At 70.5% G+C, this 14,385-nt stretch carries 13 protein-coding genes and 1 pseudogene; 10 read left to right on the top strand and 4 right to left on the bottom strand.

From position 1 onward, the window contains the following. Window positions 1-373: 373 nt before the first annotated feature. On the bottom strand, window positions 374-946 hold the full coding sequence (locus ACFZBP_RS16555) for a hypothetical protein (RefSeq protein WP_391414138.1): 573 nt from the start codon (window positions 944-946) through the stop codon (window positions 374-376). Window positions 947-1,007: 61 nt separating this feature from the next. Beyond that, a pseudogene (locus ACFZBP_RS16550) lies at window positions 1,008-1,781 on the bottom strand (serine/threonine-protein kinase); the annotation flags it as partial. Window positions 1,782-2,031: 250 nt separating this feature from the next. Between ACFZBP_RS16550 and ACFZBP_RS16545 the strand changes: the two are divergent. Beyond that, window positions 2,032-2,760, top strand: a complete 729-nt coding sequence (locus ACFZBP_RS16545; protein WP_391413707.1) for a hypothetical protein — start codon at window positions 2,032-2,034, stop codon at window positions 2,758-2,760. A gap of 74 nt (window positions 2,761-2,834) precedes the next feature. After that, window positions 2,835-3,011 carry a hypothetical protein gene (locus tag ACFZBP_RS16540; RefSeq protein ID WP_391413705.1) on the top strand — a complete coding sequence of 59 codons (177 nt, stop codon included), beginning with the start codon at window positions 2,835-2,837 and terminating at the stop codon, window positions 3,009-3,011. Window positions 3,012-3,173: 162 nt separating this feature from the next. On the opposite strand, the gene ACFZBP_RS16535 is transcribed toward ACFZBP_RS16540, so the two are convergent. Further along, window positions 3,174-3,755, bottom strand: coding sequence for a biotin transporter BioY (locus tag ACFZBP_RS16535; RefSeq protein ID WP_383451230.1), 582 nt, complete (start codon window positions 3,753-3,755; stop codon window positions 3,174-3,176). A gap of 468 nt (window positions 3,756-4,223) precedes the next feature. Between ACFZBP_RS16535 and ACFZBP_RS16530 the strand changes: the two genes are divergently transcribed. The 8 genes from ACFZBP_RS16530 (at window position 4,224) to ACFZBP_RS16495 (ending at window position 13,471) form a co-directional block, all read left to right on the top strand. Next, complete coding sequence (locus ACFZBP_RS16530; protein ID WP_391413703.1) at window positions 4,224-5,465, top strand: ROK family protein; 1,242 nt, start codon at window positions 4,224-4,226, stop codon at window positions 5,463-5,465. 204 nt (window positions 5,466-5,669) lie between these two features. Further along, window positions 5,670-6,740, top strand: a complete 1,071-nt coding sequence (locus ACFZBP_RS16525; protein WP_383451234.1) for an ABC transporter substrate-binding protein — start codon at window positions 5,670-5,672, stop codon at window positions 6,738-6,740. A gap of 5 nt (window positions 6,741-6,745) precedes the next feature. Beyond that, window positions 6,746-7,591, top strand: a complete 846-nt coding sequence (locus tag ACFZBP_RS16520; RefSeq protein ID WP_383451237.1) for an ABC transporter permease — start codon at window positions 6,746-6,748, stop codon at window positions 7,589-7,591. Next, complete coding sequence (locus tag ACFZBP_RS16515) at window positions 7,567-8,283, top strand: ABC transporter ATP-binding protein (RefSeq protein WP_383451240.1); 717 nt, start codon at window positions 7,567-7,569, stop codon at window positions 8,281-8,283. The genes ACFZBP_RS16520 and ACFZBP_RS16515 overlap by 25 nt, the downstream gene beginning before the upstream one ends. A gap of 227 nt (window positions 8,284-8,510) precedes the next feature. After that, window positions 8,511-9,851 (top strand): NtaA/DmoA family FMN-dependent monooxygenase, encoded by a 1,341-nt coding sequence (locus ACFZBP_RS16510; RefSeq protein WP_391413699.1) that lies wholly within the window; start codon window positions 8,511-8,513, stop codon window positions 9,849-9,851. Window positions 9,852-10,294: 443 nt separating this feature from the next. Beyond that, window positions 10,295-11,212 carry a TauD/TfdA family dioxygenase gene (locus tag ACFZBP_RS16505; protein ID WP_391413697.1) on the top strand — a complete coding sequence of 306 codons (918 nt, stop codon included), beginning with the start codon at window positions 10,295-10,297 and terminating at the stop codon, window positions 11,210-11,212. A 121-nt stretch (window positions 11,213-11,333) separates the two neighbouring features. Further along, window positions 11,334-12,722: an amino acid permease gene (locus tag ACFZBP_RS16500; protein ID WP_391413695.1), complete on the top strand. Its 1,389-nt coding sequence runs from the start codon at window positions 11,334-11,336 to the stop codon at window positions 12,720-12,722. A 107-nt stretch (window positions 12,723-12,829) separates the two neighbouring features. Next, the gene (locus ACFZBP_RS16495; RefSeq protein WP_383451250.1) at window positions 12,830-13,471 is read left to right on the top strand and encodes a superoxide dismutase; all 642 of its coding nucleotides are present in this window, start codon (window positions 12,830-12,832) and stop codon (window positions 13,469-13,471) included. Between the two features lie 126 nt (window positions 13,472-13,597). Here ACFZBP_RS16495 and ACFZBP_RS16490 read toward each other — a convergent pair whose 3' ends face one another. Beyond that, entirely contained in the window at window positions 13,598-14,377 is a 780-nt protein-coding gene (locus ACFZBP_RS16490) for an SAM-dependent methyltransferase (RefSeq protein ID WP_383451254.1), read from the bottom strand. Between the last annotated feature and the right edge of the window lie 8 nt (window positions 14,378-14,385).

Genomic DNA, 14,385 nt, shown 5'->3' with positions numbered 1-14,385 from the left:
GCGTCTCCACGCCTGACGCCAGCCGCGAACTCCTCCGCCTGTCCCCCGGGGCCGGCCTCAGCCAGGGCTCCCCCGATCCCCGGGCCGGCCTCGATTTCCGGCTCGTCTCCTCCAGAACCAGCTCCAACCTCCACTCCCCCACGCCCAGGACCAGGGAGAGGGCCAGGACCAGCCTCGAGCTCCTCCTCCCGTCCCCCAGGGCCAGCCTCAACCTGCTCTCCCCAAGTCCCCGGGCCGGCCTCGACTTCCGGTCCCCTCCCCCTAGAACCAGCTCCAGCCTCCACTCCCCCAGGACCAGGACCAGCCTCGAACTTCTCTCCCCGTCCCCCAGCACCAGCCTCAGCCTGCTCTCCCCAAATCCGCGAGCCAGCCTCTACATCCGCTCCCCAACCCCCAGGACCCGCTCCAACCTCCACTCCCCCACGCCCAAGACCAGCGTCGACGTCCGTCTTCCGCCCTCCAGGACCGACTCCGGCCGCCGCTCCCCCACTCGCGACGCCAGCCCCAGCCTCCTGACCTCCGCGGCCGGCCTCGCCTCCCGGCCCTCCACCCCCGGGGCCAACCTCAACCCCCGCTCCCCCACCGCCGACACCAGCCGCGGCTTCCGCTCGCCCACCTCCAGAGACAGGCTCAGCTTCCGCTGCCCGACCCCGACGACCAGCCTCGTCAACCGCTCCCCGACCCCCAGAGCCAACCTCGCCTCCCCCTCCCCGACCTCCAGAGCCGAACTCGGCCCCCGCTCCCCGCCCCCGACGACCAGCCTCGTCTGCCCCTCCCCGACCCCCAGAGCCGAACTCGGCTCCCGCTCCCCGACCCCCAGAGCCAACCTCGACCCCCGCCACCCCAAGCCCAGAGCCGAACTCACCCCCCGTTCCCCCAAACCCAGAACCACCCTCACCCTCAATCTCCTGGCGGCCATCCCCACCCCCAACCTCGTCTCCTTCATGCCCAGGCCTCCCCGCCCCCTCCCAAAGCCCCCCTTCCCCCACCACCTTCACCGTCGGCGTAGGCGCCGGGAAGGCCACCGGGTGCAGGGCGGTCTCCAGGGCGTCCAGGCCGGGGCGGTGGGTGGGGTCCTTCTGTAGGAGGGCGGTGAGTATGGCTCGCAAGGGGCCCGCGGTGGGTGGGAGTTCGGGTTCCTCGTAGAGGACCGCGTGCAGGGTTGCCAGGGTGGTGTCGCGGGAGAAGGGGGAGTGGCCGGCGAGGGCCGCGCTCAGGGTGGCGCCTAGGGACCAGATGTCGGACGGTGGGCCCTGGGGGCGGCCGGAGATGCGCTCGGGGGCCATGTAGTCGGGGGAGCCGACCAGCATGCCGACCATGGTCAGGGCCTTGGCGTCCTGGATCGCCGCGATGCCGAAGTCCGTCAGGACGACCCGGCCGCGCCCGCGCGTCCGGGTCACCTCGGTCTCGACGAGGACGTTGCCCGGCTTGATGTCCCGGTGGAGGACGCCCCGGGCGTGTACCTGGCGCAGTGCCGCGACCAGGCCGATGCCGATCCGGGCCGTCTCGCACGGGCCCAGCGGGCCCTCCTCCGCCATGATGCGTTCCAGGGAGCGGCCGGCCACCAACTCCATGACGATCCACAGGCGTTCGCCCTCGTCGACGACGTCGTAGACCCGGACGACGTTGGGGTGGTCGATCCGTGCCGTCGCCCGCGCCTCGCGCAGGGTGCGTTCACGGCGGGTGCGTGTGTCCTCGGGGTCGAGGCCGTCGATGCGCATTTCCTTGACGGCGACCAATCGGTCGAGAATTTCGTCGACCGCTCGCCACACGCGCCCCATTCCCCCCTGGCCGATGCTTTCGACCAGTCGGTATCGGCCCGTCACCAGTGAACCCGGAACCCCGCCGTTCCCTGGGATTCCCATGTTTCCCACGTTTCCCGGCAATCCGCTGCACCCCCCACTACGCCGCATCGGACATCCGCCATTGAAACACAATGGTCACACTTCCAGCCGTATCAGCATAGTGCGGAGAAATCTTGTGGTAGCTCTTCAAGTACTGCGAATTCAGGCGCAGGCAAGGGGGACGAACATGAGTTCTCGTCGCACGACGACCATCGCGGGATCGCTGGTCGCGACATCTTTCTCGGCAGTGCTGATCCTTTCCACCACTGCCGGCGCGGACGACCAGGGACCTGGCAGCAGCAAGGGGGGAAAGGTCATCGACGAGGCGCCGGCAGGGGTGGAACTGACGACTCTGCTGCCCGAAAAAATCTCGGTGGACAACAGTTCGCGGGAGACCGACATCACCGCGACGGTGAAGAACGAAGGGACCAAGGACAGCGGAAAGATCCAGCTTTTGGTCGTCGGTTTCGACGGCCTCACGGTCAAGAATGTGGAGGGCTGTTCAGCTATCGCCGCGGGAAGTCTCCCGGAAGGCTCGAACAGCGGTTTCGCCTGTGCCGTCGACAATCTCCCGGCCGGTGAGTCGAAGTCGTACGCCGTCGAGGCCACGTACGACCTGGGCAAGACCGGAAAGATATGCCTCCCCGTCCAGAGCGGGGACGGCAAGAAGACGTACTGGCAGCAGGGCCCGGTGCCGTTCGGTACGACGAATCCGTCGCCCGACGCCCCGGCCACCCCGCTGCTCCTCGGCACCGACAACAAGCCGGTCGCGCCGGGCGCCGACGAACTACCAAAGACCGGCCTCGGCCGTGACGTCCTGCCGCTGGGCGCGGCCGGCGGCACGCTGATCGCGGTCGGGGCGGCCGGGCTGTGGTGGTCGCAGTTGCGGCGGCCCAGGAGGCACGCCGCCGACTGAGGCGGGGCCCGACGAGAACAGATCGGCCGGATAACCTGACGCAGTTGTCAGGTTATCCGGCCAGTCTTTGTGCCATGACCTTCCCGCGACACCTCACCGACCTGCCCCTTCTCCGCCCCGGCGGCCCCGGCCACGACGACGAACTCGCCGGGTTCCAGACCGGCTTCGCGCAGCGGCCGGACCTCGTCGTCCCCTCCTGCGGGACCGCCGACGTGACGGCCGCGGTACGTACGCGGCCGAGCGGCGACTGACCGTCGGCGTGAAAGCCACGGGCCTTGGGGTTCCCGGGCCGGTCGACGGTGGGGTCGTCGTCTCGACCCGCGTCGGGCTGTACGACGCCGGGACGCGGAAGAGGCTCGCCGGGATCAAGTCGCGGTACGACCCGGCGAACCTCTTGGGCGAAAGCTACGGCGTCAGCGGTTGAGCAACTTCCAGGTGGTGGGCAGGGCGCCCATCGCCAGGGCCGCCTTCAGGGCGTCGCCGATGAGGAACGGGGTGAGGCCGGCCGCGATGGCCGCGGTCGCGGACATGCCGGTGGCGAGGGCCAGGTAGGGGACGCCGACGGCGTAGATGATCGCCTCACCCAGCAGCATGGCGCCCGCGGTGCGCAGCGCGGTGCGGTCGGCGCCGCGGCGGGCCAGGGCGCCGACGACCGTGGAGGCGAGGATCATGCCGAGGATGTAGCCGAAGGACGGGGCGGCGGCGCCGGAGGTACCGTCCGCGAACCACGGCACGCCCGCGATGCCCGCGAGGGCGTACAGGGCGAGGGAGAGGAAGCCGCGGCCGGCGCCGAGGGCCGTGCCGACCAGCAGGACCGCGAGGGTCTGGCCGGTCACCGGCACCGGGGAGCCCGGCACGGGCACCGAGATCTGGGCCGCGAGGCCGGTGAGCGCGGCGCCGCCGACGACGAGCGCGATGTCACGGAGTCGGGAGGCCGGGATCAGGTCGGCGAGGACCTGCCCGGGGCGGGCGGGGGCGGCAGCGGCGGTGCTCATGGGGACTCCGCGAGGGTGAGGGCGGTACGGGACCTTGTGACGCTATCCCAGAGGGTTTCGGTCCCTCACCGTCAGTGGTCGACAAAGGGCGGTTCGTGGGATTGGTGGGCTCCGGACAAAGGGTGGGGGTTACACCGGGTGCGGGGTGATGCCGGTCACTGAGGCAGGGACGTTCACCTCACATGACCGGGGCGGGGGCCGACTGTAGGGATTCACCAATCGGTTGGGGCGGGGACGGAGGGGCTGTCTCGCCCGTCGGTCGCCGTCTGGGCAGCGGGTGGCCTGTTTGCTAGCTTCGAGCGCATGGTCGCCCAGTCCCGGAACTTCTCGTCGCGTCGCCACGTCGACCTGCGACGCGTGGGCGCGGCCGCCTGTCGCCGTCCGGGGTGAGTCGGTCTCCGGTGTTCCGGTCCCGGCTCGCCCGTCCCAGACGGCGCAGTGTCGGACCGGCTCCCGAGGAAGTTCCCCATGCCCCGTACCGCGGCACCCACCTTTTCTTCTCCTTCTCCTTCTCCTTCATCCCCTTCGTCTCCGATTCCCCGTGTCGCCGACCGTGACCGGCGCCGGACCAGTGCTAGCGTCGTCCTGCGATCCGTCCTGGAGCACGGGCCGGTCGCGCGCAGCACCATCGCCCGGCTGACCGGGCTGTCTCCGGCCTCGGTGACCGACTACTGTGCCCGCTTCACCGCCCGCGGTCTCATCCGCGAGGCCGCCGCGCCCCGGCAGTCGGGCGGTGTGGGACGGCCCCATGTGCCCGTCGACCTGGACGACTCACGGTTCGTCGTGGGCGGCGTACATGTGGCGGTCCCCCACACCACGGTGGCGCTGCTCGATCTGCGCGGACGGGTCGTCGCCGAGCGGGAGTTGAAGCACTCGGGGGCCACGGATCCGTACGGTCCGTACGGCGTCCTCGCCCGCGCCGCCGACGGGCTCGCCGCGCTGCTGGACGAGGCGCCGGGCAGCCGGCCGCTCGGCGTCGGGTTCGCCGCGGGCGGCTGGGTGGACCGGGACTCCGGGACCGTCGTCGAACACCCGCTGCTGGGCTGGCGCGAGGTGCCGGTGCGCGAGGTGCTCGGCGCGCACACCGGGCTGCGGGTCCATGTGGACGGGCACGCGCGGGCGTTGGTGAACGCGGAGCGGCTGTTCGGGCGGGCGCGGGGCAGCGGGAGCGTGCTGCATCTGTTCGTCGGCAACGTGGTGGACGCGGCGTTCGCCACGCACGACGAGGTGCATCACGGGCCGCGCTCGCAGGCCGGCGCGATCGCCCATCTGCCGGTGCCGGGCGGCACCGAGACCTGCGACTGCGGGCGGGTCGGCTGCCTCCAAGTGGAGCTGAGCGAACGGACGTTGTGCCGGCGGGCGCGGGAGGCCGGGGTCGTCGACGGGACGAACCCGACGCATGTCGTGCGCGCCGCGGCGGGCGGCAACCCGGTTGCGGCCCGGCTCCTGAGGGAGCGGGCGCGGATGACCGGGCGGGCGGTCGGGCTGCTGCTCGACGTGCTCAACCCGGAGACCGTCGTCGTCACCGAGATCGGCGTGCTGAGCCGCGAGGACTGCCTCGGCGCGCTGCGGAAGGCCGTCGGGACACGGCGGGCGGCAGCGGTGGTGCCGACGAGTTTCGCGGATTCCGTCCTTGCCGTGGCGGGCGGATCGGTGGCGTTGGACGTGCTCTACCGGGATCCGCTGGGCGCGTCACCTGAGGCTATTTAATTCAGAAACTCGGAATATTGACAGGGACTGCCGATGACCAGGAACATCCTGCTCATGAGCCCTTTCGTGAGCTGTCGCACCCACTGTTGCTGACACGTTTCCGCGTGTGAAGCGCTCATTTCCTGCTGCCTGAATTCCCCTTCTCCGGCTTCGCCTGCCCGGAATTCCGCATGCCTTCTTTCCTTCCGAACTCGGAGTACTCCCATGCCCACGTCTCCTGTGCCCGGTGTCGACCGACGGCTCTTCCTCACCTCCCTGGTCGGCGTCACCGCCGCCGGACTCACCGGCCTCACCGGTTGCGCCGACACCAGCGCGGCCGCCGGCGGCGAGGGCGCCTCGACCGCCCCGCTCGCCACCAAGGTCCCCGCCGGGACCAGCCTGAAGATCGCCTCGTACCAGAACGCACAGCAACTCCAGATCAGACTCGCCAGGTTGGGTGATCCGCCCTTCAAGGTGGGCAATTGGCTGAACATCGGTGCCGGACCCGATGTCATCAACGCCTTCCGGGCCGAGTCCCTGGACGTCGCCAACAACGCCGGGATCCCGCCGATCCAGGCGTACTACCAGGGCTTCGACGCGAAGATCGTGGCGATCAACATCACCCGCAGGCCCAACTACCTCTTCGCCACCAAGCCGGGCAGCGACATCCGGTCGGTCGGGGACTTCAAGGGCAGGCGGCTCGCGTTCTCGCAGGGCCAGGCGCAGGGCGTGGTGCTGCTGCGGGCGCTGAAGAAGGCCGGGCTGAAGTACGACGAGGTGGAGCTGGTCCCGCTGACCAGCAACCAGTTCCTCACCGCCCTGCAGTCCGGCCAGGTCGACATCGCCCCGCTCGGCAACAGCCAGGCGCCCGCCTATCTCAAGCAGTACGAGGGCAAGGGAGCCCGGGTCATCACCACCGACGTGGTCGACCTGCTCAACCTGCTGTGGGCGCCGGTGTCGGTGCTGAACGACTCCGCGAAGGCCGCCGCCATCGCCGCGTACATCCCGTTCTGGGCCAGGAGCCAGGTGTGGACGTACGAGCACCCGGACGTCTGGAACCGGGAGTTCTACGTCAAGACGCAGAACCTGACCCTCACCCAGGCCGAGGCCATCACCGAGCTCGCCAACAAGCCGCTGTTCCCGCCGAGCTGGGACGAGGCCATCCAGTGGGAGCAGGAGACCGCCGATCTGCTCGCCGAGGGCGGGTTCGTGAAGAAGTTCGACGTCGGTGAGCTCTTCGACCACCGCTTCGAGGGCATCGCCGCGAAGTCCGTACCCGCGGAATACCGGAGGTGACGGCCATGACCACCACGACCGTGACGACCGCACCGCCCCTCGCGGAGCCGGATCCGGACCATCGCGTCCGCCGGCGCCGCTCGCTCTCCCCCGGCAAGCGGGTCCCGGCCGCCCGGCTCGTCGGTCCCGCGCTCCTCGTCGTGCTGTGGGCCGTGGCGTCGGCCGCCGGGGCGCTGGATCCCGGCGCGATCCCCGCGCCGTGGACGGTGGTGGAGTCCGGCGTCCACCTGTGGACCGACGGGACGCTGCCCGACGACATCCTGACCTCGCTGCAGCGCGCCGGCACCGGGTTCGTCCTGGGGCTCGCCGCCGGGATCGCGCTCGCGCTGGCGTCCGGGCTCACCCGGACCGGGGAGGCGCTGATCGACGGGACGGTGAACCTCAACCGGGCGATCCCGACCCTCGGTCTGATCCCGCTGTTCATCCTGTGGCTGGGCATCGGCGAGACCTTCAAGATCGCGATCATCGCCATCGTCGTCTACATCCCGATCTACCTCAACACCCACGCCGCGCTGTCCGGCATCGACAGCCGTTTCGTCGAACTCGCCGAGGTGCAGGGGCTGAACCGGCTCCAGTTCATCCGGCAGATCGTCATCCCCGGGGCGCTGCCCGGCTTCTTCGTCGGGCTGCGGCTCGGGGTGACCGGCTCCTGGCTGGGCCTGGTGGTGCTGGAGCAGATCAACGCCACCAGCGGGCTCGGCTACATGATGTTCCAGGCGCAGAACTACGGCCAGACGGATGTCATCCTCGTCGGCCTCGTCGTCTACGGCATCTTCGGCCTGATCTCCGACAGCACGGTCCGCATCATCGAACGGAGGGTGCTGTCGTGGCGCCGCACACTGAGCAGCTGACCCGTCCTGCCGTCCGGCTGCGGGGGCTGACCCGCTCCTTCGACGGCCGGACGGTCCTCGACGGCATCGACCTCGACCTGCCGGCCGGGCAGTTCACCGCCCTGCTCGGGCACAGCGGGTCCGGCAAGAGCACGCTGCTGCGGGCCGTCGCGGGGCTCGACCACCGGGTGACCGGCAGCGGGCGGCTCAGCGCGCCGGAACGGGTGTCCGTGGTGTTCCAGGACTCGCGACTGCTGCCCTGGCGGCGGGTTCTGGACAACGTCCTCCTCGGGCTGGACGGCAAGGACGCGGAACGCAAGGGGCGTGAGGCGCTCGAAGAGGTCGGGCTGAAGGGCCGTGAGCGTGCCTGGCCGAGCGAGCTGTCCGGGGGTGAGGCGCAGCGTGCCGCCCTTGCCCGCTCGCTGGTTCGGGAGCCCGAGCTCCTGCTGGCCGACGAGCCGTTCGGGGCGTTGGACGCGTTGACCCGGATCAGGATGCACAACCTGCTGCGGGAGCTGTGGGAGCGGCATCGGCCGTCGGTGCTGCTGGTTACGCATGACGTGGACGAGGCCATCGTGCTGGCGGACCGGGTGCTGGTGCTGGAGCGGGGGCGGATCGGGGTCGATCTGACCATCGATCGCGATGCGGGTGCGCGCGGCGAGTACCGGTCGCGGCTGCTTGCGGCGCTGGGGGTGACCGAGGACGTGAGGTGAGCGTCGGTTGCCGTGGGCTCAAGCGGGTTTTCGCCCCCGCCGCCCCTACCCGTCCCATCCCTTCAAGGGGCTCCGCCCCTTCCACCCCGCCAGGGGGCTCCGCCCCCTGGACCCCCATCGGCCCCTTGGGCCTCGTCCTCAAACGCCGGACGGGCTGAAAACACAGCCCCTTCGGCCCCCGTCCTCAAACGCCGGACAGGCTGACGACACAGCAGCGAAGGACTCCCATGCCCCGCCAACTCCACCTCAACGCCTTCCTCATGAACACCGGCCACCACGAGGCCTCATGGCGGCTCCCCGAGAGCGACCCGTACGCGCATGTGTCGCTGGAGCACTACGTCAATCTGGCCCGCGTCGCCGAGCGCGGTGCCTTCGACTCCCTCTTCCTCGCCGACGGCCCGCAGCTGTGGAGCAACCTCGCGCAGCGCCCCGCCGGTGCTCTGGAGCCGCTCACGCTGCTCACCGCGCTGGCCACCGCCACCGAGCACATCGGGCTGATCGCGACCGCGTCCACCTCCTACAACTCGCCCTACAACCTGGCCCGGAAGTTCGCCTCGCTGGACATCATCAGCGGCGGCCGGGCGGGCTGGAACATCGTCACCACCGCCGGTGCCGAGGCCGCCCGGAACTTCGGTCTGGACGCCGAGCCGGCGCACGCCGAGCGGTACGCCCGGGCCGCCGAGTTCCTGGACGTCGCCCTGAAGCTCTGGGACAGCTGGGAGGACGACGCGATCGTCGGCGACAAGGCGGCCGGCGTGTGGGGCGACGACGCCAAGATCCATCCGCCCCGGCACCAGGGGACGTACTTCAGCGTCGACGGCGCCCTCAACGTCCCGCGCACACCGCAGGGCTACCCGCTGCTCGTGCAGGCCGGGTCGAGCGAGGACGGCAAGGCGTTCGCCGCCCGGTACGCGGAGGCGGTGTTCACCGCGCAGCAGACGATCGAGGACGCGCGGGCCTTCTACGCCGACCTCAAGGGCCGTACGGTCGCGGCCGGCCGCGACCCCGAGCACATCAAGGTGCTGCCCGGCATCGTCCCGGTGATCGGCTCGACGGAGGCCGAGGCGCGGGCGCTGGAGCAGACCCTGGAGGACCACATCGTGTACACGCACGGCGTGGACCGGCTGGAGAGACTTCTGCAACTCCCCTCCGGGGCCCTGGAGTTGGATGCCCAGCTCCCGGTCGACCTGCCGCCCGAGGACGCCATCGAGGGCGCCAAGAGCCGCTACACGCTCGTGGTGGAGCTGGCCCGGCGCGAGCGGCTCACCGTGCGGCAGCTGATCGGGCGGCTCGGCGGCGGGCGCGGTCATCTCACCTTCGCCGGTACGCCCGAGCAGGTCGCCGACGCCATCGAGACCTGGTTCATCCAGGGCGCCGCCGACGGCTTCAACATCATGCCGCCGGTCCTGCCCTCCGGCCTCGACGCCTTCGTCGACCACGTCGTCCCGATCCTGCGCGCCCGCGGGCTGCTCCGCACCGAGTACGGCCCACGCACGACCCTGCGCGAGCGCTACGGCCTTCCGCGCCCCGCCAACCAGCACACCAGCCCCGACCTCGCCACCGTCTGACCCCGAGCTCGCGCCATCTGACCCCGAACTCGCACCACCCGATCCGACCTCGCGACCGTCGACCCGAACCCACCACCGCCCGATCCGACCTCGCCACCGCCCGCCCCGGACCCACGACCGTCGAGCCGAACTCACCACCGTCGCCCCGAACCCACCACCCCCCGACCCGACCTCGCCACCGCCCAACCCGAACCCACGACCGTCGCCCCGAACCCACCACCGTCGCCCCGAACCCACCACCCCCCGACCCGACCTCGCCACCGCCCAACCCGAACCCACGACCGTCGCCCCGAACTCGCCACCGCCCGACCCGAACTCGCACCCGTCGAGCTGAACTCGCCGCCGTCGATGCGAACTCGCCACCGCCCGACCCGAACCCACCACCATCTGACCCGAACTCGCCGCCATCGATCCGAACCATCACCACCGGAAAGGCCTCACCCATGTCCATCGAGATCAGCAAGATCACCGCGAGCATCGGCGCCCGCGTCTCCGGCGTCGACATCTCCCAGCCGCTCGACGAGGAGACCTACGGCGCCCTGCGCGAGGCCCTCAACACGCACAAGGCCCTCGTCTTCGACGACGTGAACCTCGACGACGAGACGCAGCAGGCCTTCGTCCGGCACTTCGGCGACGTCACCGCCGCTCATCCGACGGTCTCCTCCGTCGCCGGCGTCCCGAACGTCCTGCCCGTCGACAGCGAGCGCGGTCGCGCCGCCAACCACTGGCACACCGACGTCACGTTCGTCCTCAACCCCCCGCAGGCCACCAGCCTGCGCAGCATCACGATCCCGCCGTACGGCGGCGAGACCCTGATCGCCAGCTCGGCGGCCGCCTACCGCGGTCTGCCCGAGACGCTGCGGCAGTTCGCGGACACGCTGTGGGCGGAGCACACCAACGACTACGACTACGCCGTGCCGGACGAGGAGATCGACGAGGAACAGGCCGCCCAACGCGCCCAGTTCACCTCCATCAAGTACCGCACGGTCCACCCGGTGGTCCGCGTCCACCCGCTGACCGGTGAGCGTGGGCTGTTCATCGGCGGTTTCGCGCAGCGGATCGTGGGCCTCTCCCCGGGCGAGTCCCGCAAGATCCTCGACCTCCTCCAGGCGTACGTCACCCGGCCGGAGAACGTGCTGCGGCACCGCTGGTCGGAGAACCAGCTGGTCGTCTTCGACAACCGCATCACCCAGCACTACGCCATCGACAACTACGACGGCCTGCCGCGCCGCCTGCACCGGGTGACCGTCGCGGGCGACGTGCCGGTCGGCGTCGAGGGCAAGGAGAGCTACTCGATCGAGGGCGACGCCTCGCACTACACGTCGGTCGCCGCGCCGGCCGTCACTCCGGCCGCCGCGTAGTCGCCGCGTCACCTACAGTGCGGCGAGTGTCCGCATAGTGGGCAGTCTCTCCTTCTGGGCGGAGAGGCTGCCCAGACTGTGGGCGTTTTTTGCCCTCTCACGCATTGGACGAGCCGCGCCCATGCCCCACTCCACCGCTCAGGCGCCCCCGCAGGCGGACGACGTCTCCCTGTCCCACGGCCTCAAGCAGCGTCACCTGTCGATGATCGCCCTCGGCGGCGTCATCGGCGCGGGTCTCTTCGTCGGCTCCGGCGCCGGTATCGCCGCCGCCGGTCCCTCGATCGTCGTCGCCTATGTGATCTCCGGCCTCCTCGTGATGCTGGTGATGCGGATGCTCGGCGAGATGTCGGCCGCGTACCCCTCCTCCGGCTCCTTCTCCGCGCACGCCGAGCGGGCGATCGGACCGTGGGCGGGCTTCACCGCCGGCTGGTCGTTCTGGGTGCTGCTCTGCACGGCCGTCGGCCTGGAGGGCATCGGCGCCGCGAAGATCGTCACGACCTGGCTGCCGCACACGCCCGAGTGGGCGTGGGTGGCGCTGTTCATGGTCGTCTTCTGCGGCGCGAACCTGGCGGCCGTGAAGAACTTCGGCGAGTTCGAGTTCTGGTTCGCGGCGCTGAAGGTCGGCGCGATCGGACTGTTCCTGGTGCTGGGCGGGCTGGCCATCGCGGGCGTCCTGCCGGGCACGGACGCCCCGGGCACCGCGAACCTCACGGGCGCGGGCGGCTTCCTGCCGCACGGCACCGAGGGCCTGATCATCGGCCTGCTGGCCTCCGTCTTCGCCTACGGCGGCATGGAGACGGTCACCATCGCGGCCGCCGAGTCGGAGAACCCGGTCAGCGGCGTGGCGAGCGCGGTGCGCACGGCCATGTGGCGAATCGCCCTCTTCTACATCGGCTCGATGGCGGTCGTCGTCACCCTCGTCCCGTGGGACTCCAAGGAGGTCGTCGAGAAGGGCCCGTACGTCGCCACCCTCGACCACCTCGGCATCCCCGGCGCCGGCCAGCTGATGAACGTGGTGGTCCTGGTCGCCCTGCTGAGCGCCATGAACGCCAACATCTACGGCTCCTCGCGCATCGCCTACTCCCTCGTCCAGCGCGGCCAGGGCCCGAAGACGCTGGGCCGGGTGTCGGGCGGCGTCCCGCGGATCGCGGTGCTCGCCTCCTCGGTCTTCGGCTTCGGGTGCGTCGTGCTGTCCTACTGGCGGCCGGACGACGTCTTCCCCTGGCTGCTGAACATGATCGGCGCGGTCATCCTCGTCGTCTGGATCTTCATCGCCGTCTCCCAGCTGCGGCTGCGCAGCCGCCTGGAGCGCGAGGCACCGGAGAAGCTGGTCGTGCGGATGTGGGCGTTCCCCGTACTGACCTGGGTGGCGCTGGCCGGCATGGCGGCGATCTTCGTCCTCATGGCGCGGGAACCCGACACGCGGGTGCAGCTGTACTCGACGGGCGGGATGACGCTGTTCCTGGCGGTCGCCGGTTACGCGTGGCAGCGGGCGCGCGCCCGGAGCTGACACCGCTCTCACGGCGAAAGGGCCCCCATGTGATCCACATGGGGGCCTTTTGCTGTTAGCTTGTTGTTGCAAGCTACTTGCAATAAAAGCTTCTGAGGGGACCCTACATGCCCGTCTACACACTCCCGGAACTGCCGTACGACTACTCCGCGCTGGCGCCGGTGATCAGCCCCGAGATCATCGAACTGCACCACGACAAGCACCACGCGGCCTACGTCAAGGGCGCCAACGACACGCTGGAGCAGCTGGCGGAGGCCCGGGACAAGGAGCAGTGGGGGTCGATCAACGGCCTGGAGAAGAACCTGGCCTTCCACCTCTCCGGGCACATCCTGCACAGCATCTACTGGCAGAACATGACCGGTGACGGCGGCGGCGAGCCGCTCGCGGCCGACGGCGTGGGCGACCTGGCGGACGCGATCACCGAGTCGTTCGGGTCGTTCGCCGGCTTCAAGGCACAGCTCACCAAGGCCGCGGCCACCACCCAGGGCTCCGGCTGGGGCGTCCTCGCCTACGAGCCGCTCAGCGGGCGCCTGATCGTCGAGCAGGTCTACGACCACCAGGGCAACGTCGGCCAGGGCGCCACGCCGATCCTGGTCTTCGACGCCTGGGAGCACGCCTTCTACCTGCAGTACAAGAACCAGAAGGTCGACTTCATCGACGCCATGTGGGCCGTCGTCAACTGGCAGGACGTGGCCCGGCGTTACGAGGCCGCCAAGTCCCGTGCGGACGTCCTCCTGCTCGCGCCGTAACGGCGCACCCCGCGTCCTGCCTCGTGATCGTCTTCTCACCCTTCACGAACGGCAGGCGGAATGAAGGAAGCCCCCGCGAGGACGTGACTCGCGGGGGCTTCTGCGTACCGGGACGGCGGGCGGATGTCAGGGCTTGCGGCCCAGCGCGCCGTGCTGGCCGATCGGCCGGGGCTCCTCGTCGCCCGGCTCGGGGTGCCACAGCGGGACGGAGACGAGGCCCGGTTCCACCAGGTCCAGGCCGTCGAAGTAGGCGGCGATCTGGTCGACGGGCCGCAGGAAGTACGGGACCGCGCCGGTCTCGTTGTAGGAGTCCTGGGCCTGCTCGTAGGCCGGGTCGGTGCCCCGGGAACCCTCGTTGAGGGAGAGGTAGCTGCCGGAGGGCAGGCCGGCCAGCAGACGGCGGACGATGTCGCGGGCCAGGTCGTAGTCGGCGATGTGGCCGAGGATGCCGCTGAGGATCAGGGCCGTGGGCCGGGACAGGTCGAGCGTCCGGGACGCCGCCGAGAGGATCTTCTCCGGCTCGTAGACGCTCAGGTCCTCGTACGCCGTCACGCCCTCGGGCGTCGAGGTGAGCAGGGCGCGGGCGTGTGCCAGCACCAGCGGGTCGTTGTCGACGTAGACGATCTTCGACTCGGGGGCGAGGCGCTGGGCGACCTCGTGGGTGTTGTCGACGGTGGGCAGGCCCGTGCCGACGTCGAGGAACTGCCGTACGCCCGCCTCCGTCACCAGGTACCGGATGCTGCGGCCGAGGAAGGCGCGGCTGCTGCGGGCGATGGTGACGATGCCGGGGAAGACGGCGGTGTAGGCGTCGCCGGCCGCCTCGTCCACGGGGTAGTTGTCCTTGCCGCCCAGCCAGTAGTTCCAGATGCGGGCCGAGTGCGGTACCGAGGTGTCGATCTCCGTCATGTGCCCAT

The sequence above is a fragment of the Streptomyces sp. NPDC008086 genome, from assembly GCF_042957325.1.
Classification (GTDB): domain Bacteria; phylum Actinomycetota; class Actinomycetes; order Streptomycetales; family Streptomycetaceae; genus Streptomyces.
This window is presented reverse-complemented; position numbering and strand designations above follow the sequence as displayed.

Excerpts from the sequence above, each read along its gene's own strand:
- ACFZBP_RS16495 (WP_383451250.1), top strand. The coding sequence starts at position 12,830 with ATGCCCGTCTACACACTCCCGGAACTGCCGTACGACTACTCCGCGCTG.
- ACFZBP_RS16545 (WP_391413707.1), top strand. The coding sequence starts at position 2,032 with ATGAGTTCTCGTCGCACGACGACCATCGCGGGATCGCTGGTCGCGACA.
- ACFZBP_RS16520 (WP_383451237.1), top strand. The coding sequence starts at position 6,746 with ATGACCACCACGACCGTGACGACCGCACCGCCCCTCGCGGAGCCGGAT.
- ACFZBP_RS16525 (WP_383451234.1), top strand. The coding sequence starts at position 5,670 with ATGCCCACGTCTCCTGTGCCCGGTGTCGACCGACGGCTCTTCCTCACC.
- ACFZBP_RS16535 (WP_383451230.1), bottom strand. The coding sequence starts at position 3,755 with ATGAGCACCGCCGCTGCCGCCCCCGCCCGCCCCGGGCAGGTCCTCGCC.
- ACFZBP_RS16540 (WP_391413705.1), top strand. The coding sequence starts at position 2,835 with ATGACCTTCCCGCGACACCTCACCGACCTGCCCCTTCTCCGCCCCGGC.
- ACFZBP_RS16490 (WP_383451254.1), bottom strand. The coding sequence starts at position 14,377 with ATGACGGAGATCGACACCTCGGTACCGCACTCGGCCCGCATCTGGAAC.
- ACFZBP_RS16555 (WP_391414138.1), bottom strand. The coding sequence starts at position 946 with ATGAAGGAGACGAGGTTGGGGGTGGGGATGGCCGCCAGGAGATTGAGG.
- ACFZBP_RS16530 (WP_391413703.1), top strand. The coding sequence starts at position 4,224 with ATGCCCCGTACCGCGGCACCCACCTTTTCTTCTCCTTCTCCTTCTCCT.
- ACFZBP_RS16500 (WP_391413695.1), top strand. The coding sequence starts at position 11,334 with ATGCCCCACTCCACCGCTCAGGCGCCCCCGCAGGCGGACGACGTCTCC.
- ACFZBP_RS16510 (WP_391413699.1), top strand. The coding sequence starts at position 8,511 with ATGCCCCGCCAACTCCACCTCAACGCCTTCCTCATGAACACCGGCCAC.
- ACFZBP_RS16505 (WP_391413697.1), top strand. The coding sequence starts at position 10,295 with ATGTCCATCGAGATCAGCAAGATCACCGCGAGCATCGGCGCCCGCGTC.